Source organism: Streptomyces lanatus (assembly GCF_014655715.1).
Taxonomy (GTDB): domain Bacteria; phylum Actinomycetota; class Actinomycetes; order Streptomycetales; family Streptomycetaceae; genus Streptomyces; species Streptomyces lanatus.
In genome coordinates, this window is record NZ_BNBM01000025.1 from 72,690 (window position 1) to 86,402 (window position 13,713).

Annotated in this window: 17 protein-coding genes; 9 read left to right on the top strand and 8 right to left on the bottom strand. The window is 70.5% G+C overall.

All coding sequences use genetic code 11. The annotated features are described in order from the left end of the window. Window positions 1-209 precede the first annotated feature (209 nt). Window positions 210-692 (top strand): Rieske (2Fe-2S) protein, encoded by a 483-nt coding sequence (locus tag IE325_RS42180; protein WP_190075502.1) that lies wholly within the window; start codon window positions 210-212, stop codon window positions 690-692. Here the strand turns inward: IE325_RS42180 and IE325_RS42185 are convergent. Continuing rightward, complete coding sequence (locus tag IE325_RS42185; RefSeq protein ID WP_190075503.1) at window positions 679-1,326, bottom strand: cysteine hydrolase family protein; 648 nt, start codon at window positions 1,324-1,326, stop codon at window positions 679-681. The two genes, IE325_RS42180 and IE325_RS42185, sit on opposite strands and share 14 nt — an antisense overlap. A gap of 144 nt (window positions 1,327-1,470) precedes the next feature. On the opposite strand from IE325_RS42185, the gene IE325_RS42190 reads away from it, so the two are divergent. Next, entirely contained in the window at window positions 1,471-1,938 is a 468-nt protein-coding gene (locus tag IE325_RS42190; protein WP_190075504.1) for a pyridoxamine 5'-phosphate oxidase family protein, read from the top strand. 31 nt (window positions 1,939-1,969) lie between these two features. Here the strand turns inward: IE325_RS42190 and IE325_RS42195 are convergent, their stop codons facing one another. Continuing rightward, entirely contained in the window at window positions 1,970-2,872 is a 903-nt protein-coding gene (locus IE325_RS42195; protein ID WP_190075505.1) for a LysR family transcriptional regulator, read from the bottom strand. 74 nt (window positions 2,873-2,946) lie between these two features. On the opposite strand from IE325_RS42195, the gene IE325_RS42200 reads away from it, so the two are divergent. Further along, complete coding sequence (locus IE325_RS42200; protein ID WP_373315342.1) at window positions 2,947-3,897, top strand: DMT family transporter; 951 nt, start codon at window positions 2,947-2,949, stop codon at window positions 3,895-3,897. A gap of 8 nt (window positions 3,898-3,905) precedes the next feature. Here IE325_RS42200 and IE325_RS42205 read toward each other — a convergent pair whose 3' ends face one another. Together IE325_RS42205 and IE325_RS42210 are read right to left on the bottom strand one after the other, a co-directional pair. Continuing rightward, the gene (locus IE325_RS42205) at window positions 3,906-4,643 is read right to left on the bottom strand and encodes a hypothetical protein (protein WP_190075507.1); all 738 of its coding nucleotides are present in this window, start codon (window positions 4,641-4,643) and stop codon (window positions 3,906-3,908) included. A 157-nt stretch (window positions 4,644-4,800) separates the two neighbouring features. Then, complete coding sequence (locus IE325_RS42210; protein ID WP_190075508.1) at window positions 4,801-6,132, bottom strand: aminotransferase class I/II-fold pyridoxal phosphate-dependent enzyme; 1,332 nt, start codon at window positions 6,130-6,132, stop codon at window positions 4,801-4,803. A 36-nt stretch (window positions 6,133-6,168) separates the two neighbouring features. Between IE325_RS42210 and IE325_RS42215 the strand changes: the two genes are divergently transcribed. Beyond that, on the top strand, window positions 6,169-6,852 hold the full coding sequence (locus tag IE325_RS42215) for a pyridoxamine 5'-phosphate oxidase family protein (protein WP_190075509.1): 684 nt from the start codon (window positions 6,169-6,171) through the stop codon (window positions 6,850-6,852). Continuing rightward, entirely contained in the window at window positions 6,852-7,484 is a 633-nt protein-coding gene (locus tag IE325_RS42220) for an FMN-binding negative transcriptional regulator (RefSeq protein WP_190075510.1), read from the top strand. The genes IE325_RS42215 and IE325_RS42220 overlap by 1 nt, the downstream gene beginning before the upstream one ends. 46 nt (window positions 7,485-7,530) lie before the next feature. On the opposite strand, the gene IE325_RS42225 is transcribed toward IE325_RS42220, so the two are convergent. The 3 genes from IE325_RS42225 to IE325_RS42235 all read right to left on the bottom strand — a co-directional run bounded on the left by IE325_RS42225 (window position 7,531) and on the right by IE325_RS42235 (window position 10,333). Next, entirely contained in the window at window positions 7,531-8,487 is a 957-nt protein-coding gene (locus IE325_RS42225) for a DMT family transporter (protein ID WP_190075511.1), read from the bottom strand. Between the two features lie 177 nt (window positions 8,488-8,664). Then, window positions 8,665-9,669, bottom strand: coding sequence for an EamA family transporter (locus IE325_RS42230; RefSeq protein ID WP_190075512.1), 1,005 nt, complete (start codon window positions 9,667-9,669; stop codon window positions 8,665-8,667). A gap of 103 nt (window positions 9,670-9,772) precedes the next feature. After that, window positions 9,773-10,333 carry a Clp protease N-terminal domain-containing protein gene (locus IE325_RS42235; RefSeq protein ID WP_229912454.1) on the bottom strand — a complete coding sequence of 187 codons (561 nt, stop codon included), beginning with the start codon at window positions 10,331-10,333 and terminating at the stop codon, window positions 9,773-9,775. 198 nt (window positions 10,334-10,531) lie between these two features. Between IE325_RS42235 and IE325_RS42240 the strand changes: the two genes are divergently transcribed. Both IE325_RS42240 and IE325_RS42245 read left to right on the top strand, forming a co-directional pair. Beyond that, the gene (locus IE325_RS42240) at window positions 10,532-10,741 is read left to right on the top strand and encodes a hypothetical protein (RefSeq protein ID WP_190075576.1); all 210 of its coding nucleotides are present in this window, start codon (window positions 10,532-10,534) and stop codon (window positions 10,739-10,741) included. A 114-nt stretch (window positions 10,742-10,855) separates the two neighbouring features. Further along, window positions 10,856-11,287 carry a type II toxin-antitoxin system Rv0910 family toxin gene (locus tag IE325_RS42245; RefSeq protein ID WP_190075514.1) on the top strand — a complete coding sequence of 144 codons (432 nt, stop codon included), beginning with the start codon at window positions 10,856-10,858 and terminating at the stop codon, window positions 11,285-11,287. 106 nt (window positions 11,288-11,393) lie between these two features. Here IE325_RS42245 and IE325_RS42250 read toward each other — a convergent pair whose 3' ends face one another. After that, the gene (locus IE325_RS42250; RefSeq protein ID WP_190075515.1) at window positions 11,394-12,014 is read right to left on the bottom strand and encodes a PadR family transcriptional regulator; all 621 of its coding nucleotides are present in this window, start codon (window positions 12,012-12,014) and stop codon (window positions 11,394-11,396) included. Window positions 12,015-12,180: 166 nt separating this feature from the next. Between IE325_RS42250 and IE325_RS42255 the strand changes: the two genes are divergently transcribed. After that, complete coding sequence (locus IE325_RS42255) at window positions 12,181-12,645, top strand: DUF6188 family protein (protein WP_268256394.1); 465 nt, start codon at window positions 12,181-12,183, stop codon at window positions 12,643-12,645. Window positions 12,646-12,894: 249 nt separating this feature from the next. Continuing rightward, window positions 12,895-13,344 (top strand): DUF2199 domain-containing protein, encoded by a 450-nt coding sequence (locus IE325_RS42260; protein ID WP_229912455.1) that lies wholly within the window; start codon window positions 12,895-12,897, stop codon window positions 13,342-13,344. The last annotated feature ends 369 nt before the right edge of the window (window positions 13,345-13,713 follow it).

The following is a 13,713-nucleotide window of genomic DNA, read 5'->3' on the forward strand; positions in this document are numbered from 1 at the left end:
TTACTGGCGCAGGCAGGGGGCGAGGCGGCGGCGGTGTGTCGGGACCGACAGCCGATCGACAGCTCCGGACAGTGAACCGACAGCTCCGCTTTACCCACCTCCTGGCCGGACCAGGTCAGGATTTCGACAACGTCTGAACAGCCGGTCCGAAAGGACCGTACCTCTCGGCAGATCACGGCAGATCACGAATGACGGGAAGGAACGTCAGCATGACCAGCGAATCAGTTCAGCCGGTGTCGAAACCGAGCCGCCGTACCGTCGTGGCGGCGGTCGGCGCGGCGGGGCTCGCCGTCGCGCTGACCGCGTGCGGATCGGACGACGAGGCCTCGGGCTCGTCCACCGAACAGGGCGCCGCCGCGGGTGGCGGCGCGACCACCGAAGCGGGTGCGGGTGCCGGTGGGGGTGGCGCGGCGCTCGCCAAGACCGCCGACATCCCAGAGGGCAGCGGCAAGGTCTTCAGCGACGAGAAGGTTGTCGTGTCGCAGCCCGCGGCGGGCGACTTCAAGTGCTTCTCGACGATCTGCACCCACCAGAACTGCCCGATGACGGACCTCAAGGAGGACACCCTCTCCTGTGCCTGTCACGGCAGCCAGTTCTCCGTCCTCGACGGCAGTGTGAAGAAGGGGCCCGCGACCCAGCCGCTGGCCGCGAAGGAGATCAGCGTCTCCGGGGACTCGATCACGCTGGCCTGACCCGGCGGCGCTCCAGGCAGCCCAGTACCTCGTCCGTGGTCGCGACCGTGGCGACCAATGCGAGGGTGTGGCTGATCATCGCGGGGGTGTAGTCGGAGGGCACCCCCGCGATGGCGTCCGAGGGCACCACGGCCGTGTAGCCGCGGTTGACGGCGTCGAACACGGCGTTGGGGACGGCCACATTGGCCGAGACCCCGGTGATCACGAGTGTGCGGCAGCCTAGATTCCGCAACAGGGCGTCGACATCGGTGCCCTGGATCGGCGACAGGCCGTGCAGCCGCCGTACGACGAGGTCCTCCTCGGCGACTTCGATCGGCGCCGCCACGCGTACCGCCTCGGTGCCGGAGAGCTGTTGGACGGGGAGCCGTCCGGCGGCCCGGAAGAGGCGGGCGTTGTGGTTGGCGCCGCGGCCGTCAGGGCGGCGTTCGGCGATCGCGTGGATCACCTGGACGCCGCTGTCGTGGGCCGCGGCGACCAGCCGGGCCACGTTGGCGAGGACGCCCGACTCCCGGGCCTCCTTGGCGAGTTCGGGCAGCGCACTGTCCGGGCCGACGACGCCCTGCTGGCATTCGACGGTGAGCAGGACGGTGGTGGCGGGGTCGAGGAGTGCGCTGAGTCGGTCGTACGACGGCATGGGGTCCCCCTGTGCCCGACGGCGGCGGCGTGAGCGGGCGCGAGCGTAGCCACCATTGCGTGTGGAGGGAAGACGACTCATCCTTTTCTGACGTGATGTCAGAGGATCTCTCCTCTGGCACGACGTGAGAGAAGAGGGGGCCGTATGACCGTCACTCAGCGCCGGGGCCGGAAGATCATGATGACGCCCGGTGAGCTGGACGAGTTCCTGACCAGCCAGCGCACCTGCCGGGTCGCCACGGTGTCCGCCAACGGGTTTCCGCATGTCAGCGCCCTGTGGTTCGCCTGGGACGGCAACTCACTGTGGCTCTACTCGGTGGTCCGCAGCAAGCGGTGGACCGATCTGCGGCGCGATCCGCGGGTCGCGATCGTGATCGACACGGGCGAGGAGTACGAGCAGCTGCGCGGCGTCGAGCTGTCCGGCACCGTCGAGTTCGTGGGCGAGGCCCCGCGCGTGGGCGAGCTGCGGGCCGAACTCGACGTCCCCGAGACGCTGTTCGCCCGCAAGAACTTCGGCCTCGACGAGATGCCGCACGACGGCCGGCACGCGTGGATGCGGCTGACGCCGGAGAAGATCGTGTCCTGGGACTTCCGGAAACTGGGTTCACTGTGACCTGATGCCCCCCGAACGCCGTGAGGCCCTCTCAGTCGAGCTTCTCGCCCGCTGCCTGGAGGGCCTCGACCGCCGCTCGGATCGACGGGCGCCGGTCGGCGTCGGCGCGCCACACCGCGTAGATGTACCGGTGGACCCGGTCGCGCACCGGCACGGCCCGCACGCCCAGCGGCATCGGGTCGCGGCCCAGCCGGGGCGCCACGCACACGCCCAACCCGGCGGCGACCAGCGCGAGTTGGGTGTGGTGCTCCTCGGCCCGATGGGCGATGCGGGGCTCTATGCCCTTGGTGCGCAGCGTGAAGAGCAGCCACTCGTGGCAGAACTCGCCCTCCGGCCAGGCGACCCACTCGTCGCCCGCGAAGTCCTCCAGGTCCACCTCGCGCCGGCCGGCGAGCGGGTGCCCCTCGGGCATGGCGATCTCCACCCGGTCGTCGAGGATCGGGGCCTTGGCGAGACCCTCCGGCATGGGCAGCGGCTTGTTGTACCAGTCGAGGACGACGGCCAGATCGGCGTCGCCCCGGACCACCGCGTCCACCCCGTCCTCCGGCTCCAGCTCGCGCGACCGCAGCCGCAGCGCCGGATGGCCGTCGCGCAGCGCGGTGAGCGCGGCCGGGAACAGCCCCCGCAGGGCGGTGGGGAACGCGACCAGCCGCAGCTCGCCGACCACCTGCCCGCGCTGCGCCTCCAGATCGGACTGGGCCAGCTCGACCTGGGACAGGATGCGCGCGGCATGCTCCGCGAGCAGCCGGCCCGCGTCCGTGAGCCGCACCCCCCGGCCGTTCTTGGCGAGGAGCCGCTGACCGACCTCCCGCTCCAGCTTGGACATCTGCTGCGAGACGGCCGACGTCGTGATGTGCAGCCCCTCGGCGGCACCACTGACCGAGCCGTGCCGGGCGAGGGCGTCGAGGGTGCGCAGGCGCTCCAGATTCAACATGTAAGCAATGCTACGAGATACCGCGCGAAAAAACTCGATTGTGCTACGAGATCAAGGAGGGCATCGTTGCTGCCATGACCACCGCCACGACCGCGTCCGCCGCCTCGCCCCCTTCGTCCGCGTCCGCCGCGGCGCCGCGTCCCCGTGGCCGTCTCGACTGGCGGCTGCGTTTCGCCGCCCTCTCGCTGGTCTGGGGTTTCAGCTTCCTGCTCATCAAGGTGGGCACCGACGGTTACGCGCCCTTCCAGGTCACGCTGGGGCGGCTGGTGTTCGGTACGGCGGTCCTGGCGGTCGCGATGGCGCTCAAGCGGGAGCGGCTGCCGCGCGGGGTGCGGACATGGGGGCATCTCGCGGTGGCCGCGTTCCTGCTGAACGCGCTGCCGTTCTCCCTGTTCGCCTATTCCGAGTTGACCATTCCGTCCACGCTGGCGGGCATCTGCAACGCGACCTCACCGCTGTGGGGCATGGCCCTGTCCATGGTCGCGCTGTCGGAGGACCGGCCCACGCGGGTCCGGGTGGCCGGGCTGGGGATCGGGTTCCTCGGTGTCCTCACGGTGCTCGGGGCATGGGAAGGGTTTCACGGGCTGGACGCCATGGGGACGGCGATGGCACTGCTCGCCTCCCTGAGCTATCCGATCGGCTGGATATACGTGCGTCGAACGCTGGCGGGCTCCGGTGAGTCACATCTGTCGCTGACGGGTGCGCAGTTGCTGCTGGCGACGGTTCAACTCGCCGTCGTCACGCCCCTGTTCACCTCCGTGCCTTCGCGGTTGCCGGTGCTGCCGTTGCTGGCGATCGTGGCATTGGGGGCGCTGGGCACCGGGTTCGCCGTGCTGGTCCAGTACGGGCTGGTCGCGGAGGTGGGGCCGACAACGGCTCAGATGGTCACGTATTTCATTCCGGTGATCGCCACGGCTGCGGGGGTTGCGGTGCTGGGTGAGTCGCTTCGGTGGTCGACGCCGGTGGGAGCGGTGGTGGTGTTGTTGGGAGCGGCGCTTACGCAAGTTCGGCGTAAAGGCGCCTAGGGCCACCCCTATTGCGGTCGCATGAGGTTGATGTCCTCACCCCAGGCGTCGAGCACCTCCCCGTGTCCGGCCCGGCGCGTCGCCGTCTCGACCAGAGCGAACAGGCGGCGCTGCTGGGATACGTCGCCTGTCGCCGAGATGCGATCCACGGCGTGGAGCAGCGCCCCGGTGTCCCAACCCGGCAGCGGATATCGGGTGAGTTCCCACTCCAGGTACTTGTTGTAGGGGCGGGGGCGGCGGTCGAGGGCGAAGAGGAGTTCCAGTAGGAATCCGATGCTGTCGGTGGCGTCGAGGCGGGCGGCGAGAGGGTGGCCGTCACGGTCGTTCTTCACCGACCGGTACAGGGAATTGGCGTAGGCGTCGAGCCGGCCGCCGGAGTCACGGAACGCCTCCTCGGCATCCAGCCGCGCCTTCTCGGCGAGGATCCGGGCGATGCCTCCGTCGAGCCGGTCGAGCACGATCCGGGCCCGGGCGAAGGCGTAGCGCTCGAAACCGGGCATCCCTGCCGCGCGGAACGCGGTGAGGGAGAGGACGACGAGATCGAGTTCGGGGGTGCGATGGCCCGCGTACCGGGTGAGGTCGGTCGTCGCGTCGTCGGCGAGGACGACGTACAGGTCATGATCGGAGTGCCTGGTGGTCATGCCGTCGTGGGCGCGGGAGCCCTTGAGGACGAGGCCGACGACGGCCGGATCGGCGGTGGCCAGGGCGACGAACGCGTCGTAGGTGAGCGGCGGCTGCGAGGACATGGTGTGGATCTCCGGTGGGGTGGTGACGGGCAGGCCTGCGGGGCGGTCCCGTGTCGCGGGACGCGCCCCGTACCGTCTGCGGCTGCTCAGGGCCGCCGCCCGGACGATCAACGCACGGCTCGGACTCTACCTTCGGAGTGCGCCGTGACGCCCCTGGTTATACGTAACTCCTGGTCGGCGCCGGTCCGACCGCCGCCGCCACCGCGTCCGCCAGGGGGGTGACCTCCTCCTCGGTGAGCGTGGAGACGGTGATCCTGATGCCGGGGCGTGCGCTCGTGCGGAAGCGGGCCCCGGGGGCGACCGCCCAGCCGGCGTGGAGCAGGCGGGACACGGCACCGGTCTCGTCGGGGACCGGGATCCAGACGTTGAGGCCGCTGCGGCCATGGGCCTCGACGGCGCGTTCGGCCAGCGCCTCGATCAGCAGAGAGCGGCGTGCGCCGTACGTCGCCGCCACCGCCGCCGGATCCACCGCGCCGTCGCTCCACAACCGCACCACGGCCCGCTGCACCAGCCGGCTCACCCACCCGGCGCCGAGCCGCTGCCGCCCCCGCACCCGGTCCACGGTCACCTCGTCGCCGGTGAGCACGGCGAGGCGCAGGTCGGGGCCGTAGGCCTTGGCCACCGAGCGGACGAAGGCCCAGTGCCGGGTGGTGCCGGCCAGGGGGTGCACGGGCAGGTCGACGATGCCGTGCCCGTGGTCGTCCTCGATCAGCAGGATCTCCGGGTGCCGGCACAGGGCGGCGCGCAGGGCACGCGCGCGCGTGGCGCTCACGACGGCCCCGGTGGGGTTCTGCACCCGGTCGGTCACGATCAGGGCGCGCGCCCCGGAGTCGAGGACGCGCCGTACGTCGTCGGGCAGCGGGCCCTCGTCGTCCACCCCGACCGGGGTCATCCGCAGTCCGAGCGCCGGGATCAGATCGAGCAGGCTGCCCCAGCCCGGGTCCTCGACGGCGACGGTGTCCCCGGGCTTGAGGTGGGCCACGAGGACGCGCTCGATGGCGTCGAGCGACCCGGAGGCGACGGCCAGCGGCCCTTCGGGCACTCCGTCGGCGTCGAGCCAGCCCCGCGCGATCCGCGCCAGCTCCGGCTCGACGGGGTCGTCCCCGTACAGCACCGGCTCACGGTCGGCCTTCTCGGCCGCGGCCGAGAAGGCCCGCGCCAGCGGCGGCAGCAGCGCCGGATCGGGGTTGCCGCTCGCCACGTCGCGGACTCCCTCGGGCACGTCCACCCGGACGTACTCGCGCCCAGTCGTGGCGGGCCTCGGACGCACCCGGCTCCCCCGGCGGCCCGCGGTCTCGATGACTCCGCGCTCCCGCAGGATGCGATAGGCGGCGGCGACCGTATTGGGATTCACTCCCAGGTCAGTCGCCAACTCCCGCATGGGCGGCAGCAGTTGGCCCGGCTCCAGATCACCGGAGCCGACCGCGCCCTCGACACTCGACGCGATGTCGGCTGCGCGACGGCCCTCGATCCGATATTCTCCTAGCACAAACCACATTATGCACTAGTGCAATGGAGACCGCAAATGCAGGGGACCTCGCAGGCGACAGCGCAGTCCGCCGCCTACACGCCCACCGACCGCACCGTTCCCACCCGCTCCGCCGACCGTGCGTCGTACGACAGGGAACTGGTGCACTCGATACTCGACGAGGCCTACGTCTGCCACCTCGGCTTCGTCCGCGACGGCCTGCCGGTCGTGCTGCCCACGCTGTTCGGGCGGGTCGGGGAGACGCTCTACGTCCATGGCTCGACGGGCTCTCGTCCCCTGCGGATGACCGGCAGGGCCGACCCGGGGCTACCGGTGTGCCTGACCGTCACACACGTCGACGCGCTGGTCCTGGCCCGTTCCGCCTTCCACCACTCGATCAACTACCGGTCGGTGGTGGTGCACGGCATGGCGTACGACGTGACCGACCCGGAGGAGAAGCGGACCGCCCTGGACGCGCTGGTCGACCATGTCGTGGCGGGCCGGTCCCGTGACTCGCGGCCCGCCGACAAGAAGGAACTGGCCGCGACCGCCGTGATCCGCCTCGACCTGAACGAGGTCTCCGCCAAGCTCCGCACCGGCGGCGTCAACGACGAACCCGAGGATCTCGCCCTCCCCCACTGGGCCGGCCTCGTCCCGCTGCGCAAGGGCTACGAGGCACCGGTCGACGCCCCCGACCTCACCCCCGGCATCGAACTCCCCGGCTACCTCAGGGAGCTGTGATGCTGATCCACCCCTGGGACGCGCCGCGCGACGACACCGAGTGGCAGCGGTGGCTGGACGATCACGACTTCGGGGAACTCGCGGTCAACGGCCTGGACGGCGAGCCGCCGTATGTCCAGCCGCTGCACTTCACGTACGACGCCGGGCTTGGCGAAGTCGTCACGCATCTTGCCCGGCCCAATCCGATGTGGCCGGCGCTGCTCGCGAACCCGGACGTCGTCCTGAGCGTGGTCGACGACTATGTGTATGTGCCCGGCCCCTGGCAGGCGGCACCCGACGAGCCGCCGGAGCACGGCACGCCGACCAGCTTCTACGCGGCGGTCCAACTCCGTTGCCGGGCCAATGTCGTGGATGACCCGGCCGAGAAGGCCGAGCTACTCAACCGCCAGGTCGGCCACTTCCAGCCGGAGGGCGGCTCGGCCGAGGTGGCGGTCGGGCAGGTGCCGTACGGCAGGCTGTTGTCGGGTATTCGCGGGCTCCGGCTCGAAGTGACCGGTGTGCGCGCCAAGTTCAAGTTCGGGGGGCGGCGGACGGAAGAGGTGCAGGACCGGATCGCCGTGCGGCTGGCGGGGCGGGGTGGGGCACGTGATGAGGGGGCGCGCGAGCATATGGTGCGGCGACGCCCGGCCTGAGCCGGAGGGGGCCCGCACCATGTGCGATGCGGGCCCCCTCCAACCGTCACGCCGACAAGGGTTCCCGCCGTGCCCCGCGCGTCTCGGCCACCGCGAGGCCGGCGACCGAGCCGAGCATCAGCAGGGTGCCGGCGAGGGTCGGGGCCGTCAGGTGTTCCCCGAGCAGGACGACGGCGAGCACCGCCGCGCTGACCGGCTCAAGCAGCATGATCACGGACACGGTGGCCGACCGTACGGCGGCCGCGCCCGCGAAGTAGAGGGCGTAGGCGAGGGCCGTGGGGACGGCCGCGATGTACACCAGCAGCCAGCCGAGCCGGAGCGGATCGGCCGTGTGCGGCAGGATCCCCTCGGCCAGGGCCAACGGCAGCAGACACAGGCTGGTGACGGCGAAGGCCCACACGGACGTGGCGGAGGCGTCGGCCCCGCCGTCGCGGCCCCACTTGCGGGTCACCAGGGTCAACGCGCAGTACCCGGCGGCGGACACCAGCGCGAGCAGCACGCCCCACGGCCGTACGGTCGCGCCACCGCCGCCGAGCGCGAGCACCGCGAGCCCGGTGAGCGCACCGGCCACCGCCGCCACGCCTCCGCGCCCGAGCCGCTCCCCCAGCGTCAGCCGGGCGCCGAGCGCGATGAGGACGGGGCCCGCGCCGAGGGTGACGACGGTGCCCACGGCGAGTCCGGTGGCCTGCACCGCGGCGAAGTAGGCGGTCTGGAACACGGCGAGCCCGACACCCGTCGCACCTGCCCGCAGGGCCTTGCGGGCGAGGGGCTCGGAGACGGTACGCCGGGGAAGGGGACGGGGACGGGGCCGCAGCAGGCGGACGCCGAGCAGCAGCACGAAGCCGACCGCGCAGCGCCAGAAGGACAGGGCGATCGGTCCCATGTCACTGGTCCGGTAGACCAGTGAGGCGGCCGCGCCCGCGGTGCCCCAGGCGACTCCGGCGACGATCAGATAGAGGAGGCCTCGCCCGATGGGCAGGCCGGAGACAGGAGTGTTCGACACGAGATGTTCTCCGCAGACTTGCAGAAGTGCTGGTGGGAGCCCGGATCAGCGGGTTCCGTGGACTTCTTCTGCGGGCAGCGCCGTTCCGCCCGGCGTGCTGCCGGGCGGTTGTACCGGAGGGCCCGCCTCAGGCGGCCGGAGGCGGAAGAACGAGTGTCGTAGGCATGATCGCGCAGCCTAGGCGACGTTTCCGCGGGTGGACAACTCGCGCTCGGGCCCACCGGCGGCCACCGGTTCTGCGGATGTCTTGGCGGGTGCGGACGACTGCGCGATGAACGCCCCGGCCAGGACGACCGCGCCGCCGACGATCTGCGGCGCGGAGAGATGCTCGCCGAGCAGGAACCAGGCGAGAACGGTCGCGATGACCGCTTCGAGACACGCCACCACACCCGCGACCTGCGGCGAGAGCCGTCGGACCGAGACCACGCCGGTGACGTACGCGATCACCGTGGCGATCAGCACGATCCAGGCCAGCAGGAGGGTGGCCGCGACCGGGGTGCCGTTCATGTCGGCGGTGCCCGCGAGGACCGACCAGTCCATGGTCCAGGGACGGGCCACGACGGTGAGGACGGCGGCGCCGACCAGCAGGCCGTACGCGATGACGCCGAGCGGGTCGGGCGCCTGGTCGCCGGAGTCGCTGCCCTGGTCGGACAGGACGAAGTAGCCGACCTGGCAGCAGGCGGCGCCGAGCGCGAGGAGCAGCCCGAGGGCGTCGACGCTCAGTCCCGACCAGACCTCGACGACACAGGCGAGGCCACCGACCGCGAGGACCACGCCGACGGCCGCGGCGCGGGTCACCGGCCGCCGCTGCACGAACCGCACCCAGCCGAGGACGAGCGCCGGCGCCAGATACTCGACGAGCAGCGCGACGCCGACCGGCATGCGGGATATCGAGGCGAAGTAGAACGCCTGCACCCCGGCGACGCCGAGCAGCCCGAACCCGGCGAGCAGCGCGGGACGGCTGCGCAGCAGCGCACGGTGGCGCACGGCGAGCGGCAGCATCACCAGGGCGGCGCCCGCCACGCGCAGCCACACCACATGGAGCGGGTCGAGCCCCGCCTCGATCAGCGGCTTGGCCGCGACCCCGGAACCGCCGAAGGCGATCGCCGACCCGATCGCCAGACCGAGCCCGACACCCTTGCCGCGGCCGACGTGACCGCTCTCAGACTTACGCACCGGCACATGATGACAGGCGATGACATGAGCGTCATCCCCTTTGACACCTGTCTCGGCTGATGGACGGGTGGGCCCGTTGCCGGTGCTGCCGGTGCAGGGCGGGCGGGACCTATCGGGACGCCTCGCCGCCGGCGGCGTACTCGTCCCGGTGTTCGTCGATGCGGGCCCGCACGGCGCTCGCTTCGATGCCGGCGCGGGCGAGTACCTCGACGGCGCGCGCCTGGGGGTCCGCGACGATCTCCGCGAGCAGGTCGACGCCCCGGGCCTGGGTGTCGCCGCGTCCGGTGGCGCGTCGGCAGGCGTGTTCCATGGCGCTCGCGGCCAGCGGGGAGAAGCCCTCGCCGTGCATCACGACGGGTACGGCGCCGGAGTCCTCGACGGTGCCCTGCCAGCGGAGGCCGTAGCCGATGGTGCGCTGGACGAGGTAGCCGAGCAGTCGGGCCATGTGGGGTCCCTCGCCGAAGACGGCGTAGGCGTCCGGGTCGTGTTCCAGGAGCGAGTGCAGCAGATGGGCCGTGTCGATCTGGCGGTCCCCGTCCCTGACGGCGCGGCGGCGGGCACCGGAGACCACCGCTGCCAGTTCGTCGCTGAGCCTGGCATCGTCCGCCGGGGTGTCCGGACGCCGACAGTCCTGTTCCTGGGCCGACTGCCGGGGGATACGGGGTTGCACATCCCCCACCCCATCAGCCACATCGAGCCACGTCATCGCCGAGGGGGAGCATTTTCGCGTCCCACACAGAGTGGACCCCGGCGGCCGGTATCTCCTCCTTACGGATGAGATCACGCCGAACGACCCGCAAGGGCGCGCGCCGCCTTGCAGTGCGCTCCGTACGCAACCATGACGCCGCGTCACAACGTCCACAGGGGCATGGACAGGTCCCACAGGGACTCGGAGAGCAGGTGCTGGCTGGTGGCGCTGCCCGCCGTGGACGGCAGACAGTACGTCTACCGGGTGTACGCCCCCGAGGACGCCCTGCTCGCCGACCTGTTCTGGGAGGCCTGGCACTGCCATGAGGACAGCGCGCTGCCGCGGGCGTGGGATCTGTTCGACGCGGCGGTGATCAGGCTGGTGGGCTGAGCGGACGGGACGGCTCCGCACCTCCACATTTCCTGACGGTTCATCAGTATTGAATGTTCCGGCCCCCGCGGCTACGTTCCGCGACACCGTAGCCCGAGTCGAAGGGGTGGTCGCATGGCCGAAGTCAGCGCGGAGTCACACATCGAGGCACCGGCCGAGAAGGTCTGGGCACAGCTGACGGACTGGTCGGCTTACGGGCAGTGGAACGCGACCCACACCAGCTTCCCGGGCGGCGGCCCCACGGCTCTGGAGGTGGGCGGAACCTTCCAGGAGAACATGAAGCTGATGGGGTTCCCGGCCGAGGTCGACTGGACCGTCGAGGAACTGGAACCGGCGCGGGTGCTGGCGATCCGCGGCAAGGGCCCGATGGCCGTGACCGTGGCCACCCGCTACACCCTCACCCCGGACGGCGACGGCGCCACGACGGTACGGATCGACGGCGAGTTCACGGGCGCGGCGGTGTCCCTGATGGCGGGCAAGCTCAAGGACTCGGCGACGGCGGCACTGAACGAGTCGCTGCGCAAGCTGGCGGGGTTGGTGACCTGAGCGCCATGGCCGTACGCACGAGGGCGCCCCGCGGATCGCTCCGCGAGGCGCCCTCGTGCGTAAGTTGGGGAGGACGCCGATAACGGTCCGCCCCGTCCGATCTCGCTCAGTCCTCGTCGGCGAGGATCAGATACAGCTTCTTGCGGGCGTCGTTGATGACAGCCAGCGCCTTGTCGCGCTGGTCCTTGCTGCCCGTCTTCCAGACCTGCCCGAAGGCCTCCATCAGACCGAAGCCGGCCTGACGGATCTCACCGAGGGCTTCCCAGTCGACACCACGGGAGGCTTCCTCCCAGGGCGCCTCGGGACCACCCTCGGCCGCCTCGAGGCCCGCCTCGGTGAGCGAGAACAGCTTCTTGCCGCCCTCGGACTCACTGGCGATCAGGCCCTCGTCCTCCAGCAGCTGGAGGGTGGGGTACACCGAGCCGGGGCTGGGCTTCCACGCCCCGCCGCTGCGCTCGGCGATCTCCTGGATCATCTCGTAGCCGTGCATCGGGCGGTCCTTCAGCAGGGCGAGGATCGACGCCCGCACATCACCGCGCCGCGCCCTCCCTCGCGGTCCGCCCCGCCCCCTTGGCCCCCAGGGGCCGGGCCCGAATCCGGGCCCACCGAAACCGGGACCGCCACCACCGGGACCGAACGGCCCGAAAGCACCGCGAAGCCCTTCGAAGCCACCTCGGCCGTGGTGACCGTGCCCACCATGTCCACGCTCGTATCCGTGGGAACGCATCGCAATCACTCCATTCCATCGTTGACCTGTCGCGATGCCTCAACGATATATCGGAATAGTTCGGCTGGCAAGGCCCGAGGTCGGGCGGGGTCTGGGTGTCCCGTTCCACGCAATCGAGGGCGTCCGCTACAGGACTGGGTGACGGGCCGGTGACGCTGGATATCCCATGACTCTCGGCCGTCGAATCAGCCAAGGTGCAGGAGTGAGCGCTGAAGCGAGTCCCGTCGAGCACGAGGATCGGTGGACCCTGAACCTTCGCGGCATGAGCGTCACCAAGATCAGCGTGGACTTCCGGCTCGTGCTGGCCCTCGACTCCGACTGGGAAGTCGCATTGGAAGCACCCGCCAACCTCTCGCACGGGACAGCCCACGCCAACCCGTCCGTGCTCTTGAACCCGGAATCACAGGACGTCGCAGCGGCCCTCACACTCTTCGGAGCGAAGGTCTTGTCGGCGGTCGCGTTCAAGTCCGGCACCTTGCGTCTCGTTTTCGACACAGGCCACCACCTGACCTGCTCCTCCGATCCATCCTTCGAAGCGTGGCAGGTCACGGGCCCGGCGGGATGGCGCTTCGCATCACTGCCTGGAGGCGACATCGCCGTCTGGTCCGGCTCAGGAGCGAGCGAGTCCTAGCCGCGGCATGCGATGCGGCAGGCACAAGAGATGCGGTCTGTCTCAACGAACTGAGTCCACGCGTCTCACCCAATCCAGTCCATGCAGGTCAGCAGCACGCGGACGACTTACTTCGATGAAACAGGACAGGTGTGTTCGAGCACTGGGCGGCGGGGAAACCCCTGTACGGCGGCTCGCTAGGCTCACGCCATGTCCAACGATCTCGGTTTCACGTGCTCATGCTGCGGCGACCATCACGCAGAGGTCCCCATGAGCTACTCGACCATGGCCCCTGACGTTTGGGATCCCAGCTTCAAGAGTGATCCGGACAGCATGCTGTCGTCCGACCAGTGCGTGATCAGGAATCAGCACTTCTTCATCAGAGGGCTGATCGAGATACCCGTGATCGGCAGCCAGGACGTCTTCTCCTGGGGCGTCTGGGTCTCTCTGAGCAAGCACAATTTCACCCGCGCTCTTGAGATGTGGAACACGGAAGGCCGCGAGGCCGAGGGACCGTACTTCGGCTGGCTCAGCACCGAGCTCGCGCTCTATTCCGAGGACACCACCAACCTGAAGACCAACGCCCACACGCGACCGGTCGGCAAGCGGCCCTTCATCGAGCTGGAACCCACCGACCACCCGCTCGCCATCGAACAGCGCTCCGGGATCACGCGGGAGCGGGTGCGTGAGATCGCCATGGCCGTGCTGCATGCGGCCTGAGTCAACGCAGGTCAAGTCTGGGCGAGGGCCCGCGGTTGCGGAGGGATCCGGACGGTTTCCTCTCGGCGAGCGACCTGTTCAGCCAGCCAGCCGATGTGTCCGGACTGTCTGGCTCTCCGGATCCACTCCGCGTGGGCCAGGAGCCCTCTGAGCGTGACGATCTGCGGGTGGAAGACGCGTAGGTGGGACTGCGCCTCGGTGAGGATCCCGAAGGGGTCGGCGCAGTAGTCTTCGACCAGACCGATGAAGGCCGATCTGGCCCCGGAGAAGCCGTCCCTGACCCAGCGTCGGCCATCGCGGGGAACAAGGATTCGGTGGTGGCGCTGAGCCTTGAGGGTGTGGGCAGAACGCTGATGTGACGATGCTGAG

What these genes read in the sequence shown, in the direction of transcription:
- IE325_RS42180 (WP_190075502.1), top strand. Translation starts at nt 210, where the DNA reads ATGACCAGCGAATCAGTTCAGCCGGTGTCGAAACCGAGCCGCCGTACC.
- IE325_RS42185 (WP_190075503.1), bottom strand. Translation starts at nt 1,326, where the DNA reads ATGCCGTCGTACGACCGACTCAGCGCACTCCTCGACCCCGCCACCACC.
- IE325_RS42190 (WP_190075504.1), top strand. Translation starts at nt 1,471, where the DNA reads ATGACCGTCACTCAGCGCCGGGGCCGGAAGATCATGATGACGCCCGGT.
- IE325_RS42195 (WP_190075505.1), bottom strand. Translation starts at nt 2,872, where the DNA reads ATGTTGAATCTGGAGCGCCTGCGCACCCTCGACGCCCTCGCCCGGCAC.
- IE325_RS42200 (WP_373315342.1), top strand. Translation starts at nt 2,947, where the DNA reads ATGACCACCGCCACGACCGCGTCCGCCGCCTCGCCCCCTTCGTCCGCG.
- IE325_RS42205 (WP_190075507.1), bottom strand. Translation starts at nt 4,643, where the DNA reads ATGTCCTCGCAGCCGCCGCTCACCTACGACGCGTTCGTCGCCCTGGCC.
- IE325_RS42215 (WP_190075509.1), top strand. Translation starts at nt 6,169, where the DNA reads ATGCAGGGGACCTCGCAGGCGACAGCGCAGTCCGCCGCCTACACGCCC.
- IE325_RS42220 (WP_190075510.1), top strand. Translation starts at nt 6,852, where the DNA reads ATGCTGATCCACCCCTGGGACGCGCCGCGCGACGACACCGAGTGGCAG.
- IE325_RS42240 (WP_190075576.1), top strand. Translation starts at nt 10,532, where the DNA reads ATGGACAGGTCCCACAGGGACTCGGAGAGCAGGTGCTGGCTGGTGGCG.
- IE325_RS42245 (WP_190075514.1), top strand. Translation starts at nt 10,856, where the DNA reads ATGGCCGAAGTCAGCGCGGAGTCACACATCGAGGCACCGGCCGAGAAG.
- IE325_RS42250 (WP_190075515.1), bottom strand. Translation starts at nt 12,014, where the DNA reads ATGCGTTCCCACGGATACGAGCGTGGACATGGTGGGCACGGTCACCAC.
- IE325_RS42255 (WP_268256394.1), top strand. Translation starts at nt 12,181, where the DNA reads ATGACTCTCGGCCGTCGAATCAGCCAAGGTGCAGGAGTGAGCGCTGAA.
- IE325_RS42260 (WP_229912455.1), top strand. Translation starts at nt 12,895, where the DNA reads ATGAGCTACTCGACCATGGCCCCTGACGTTTGGGATCCCAGCTTCAAG.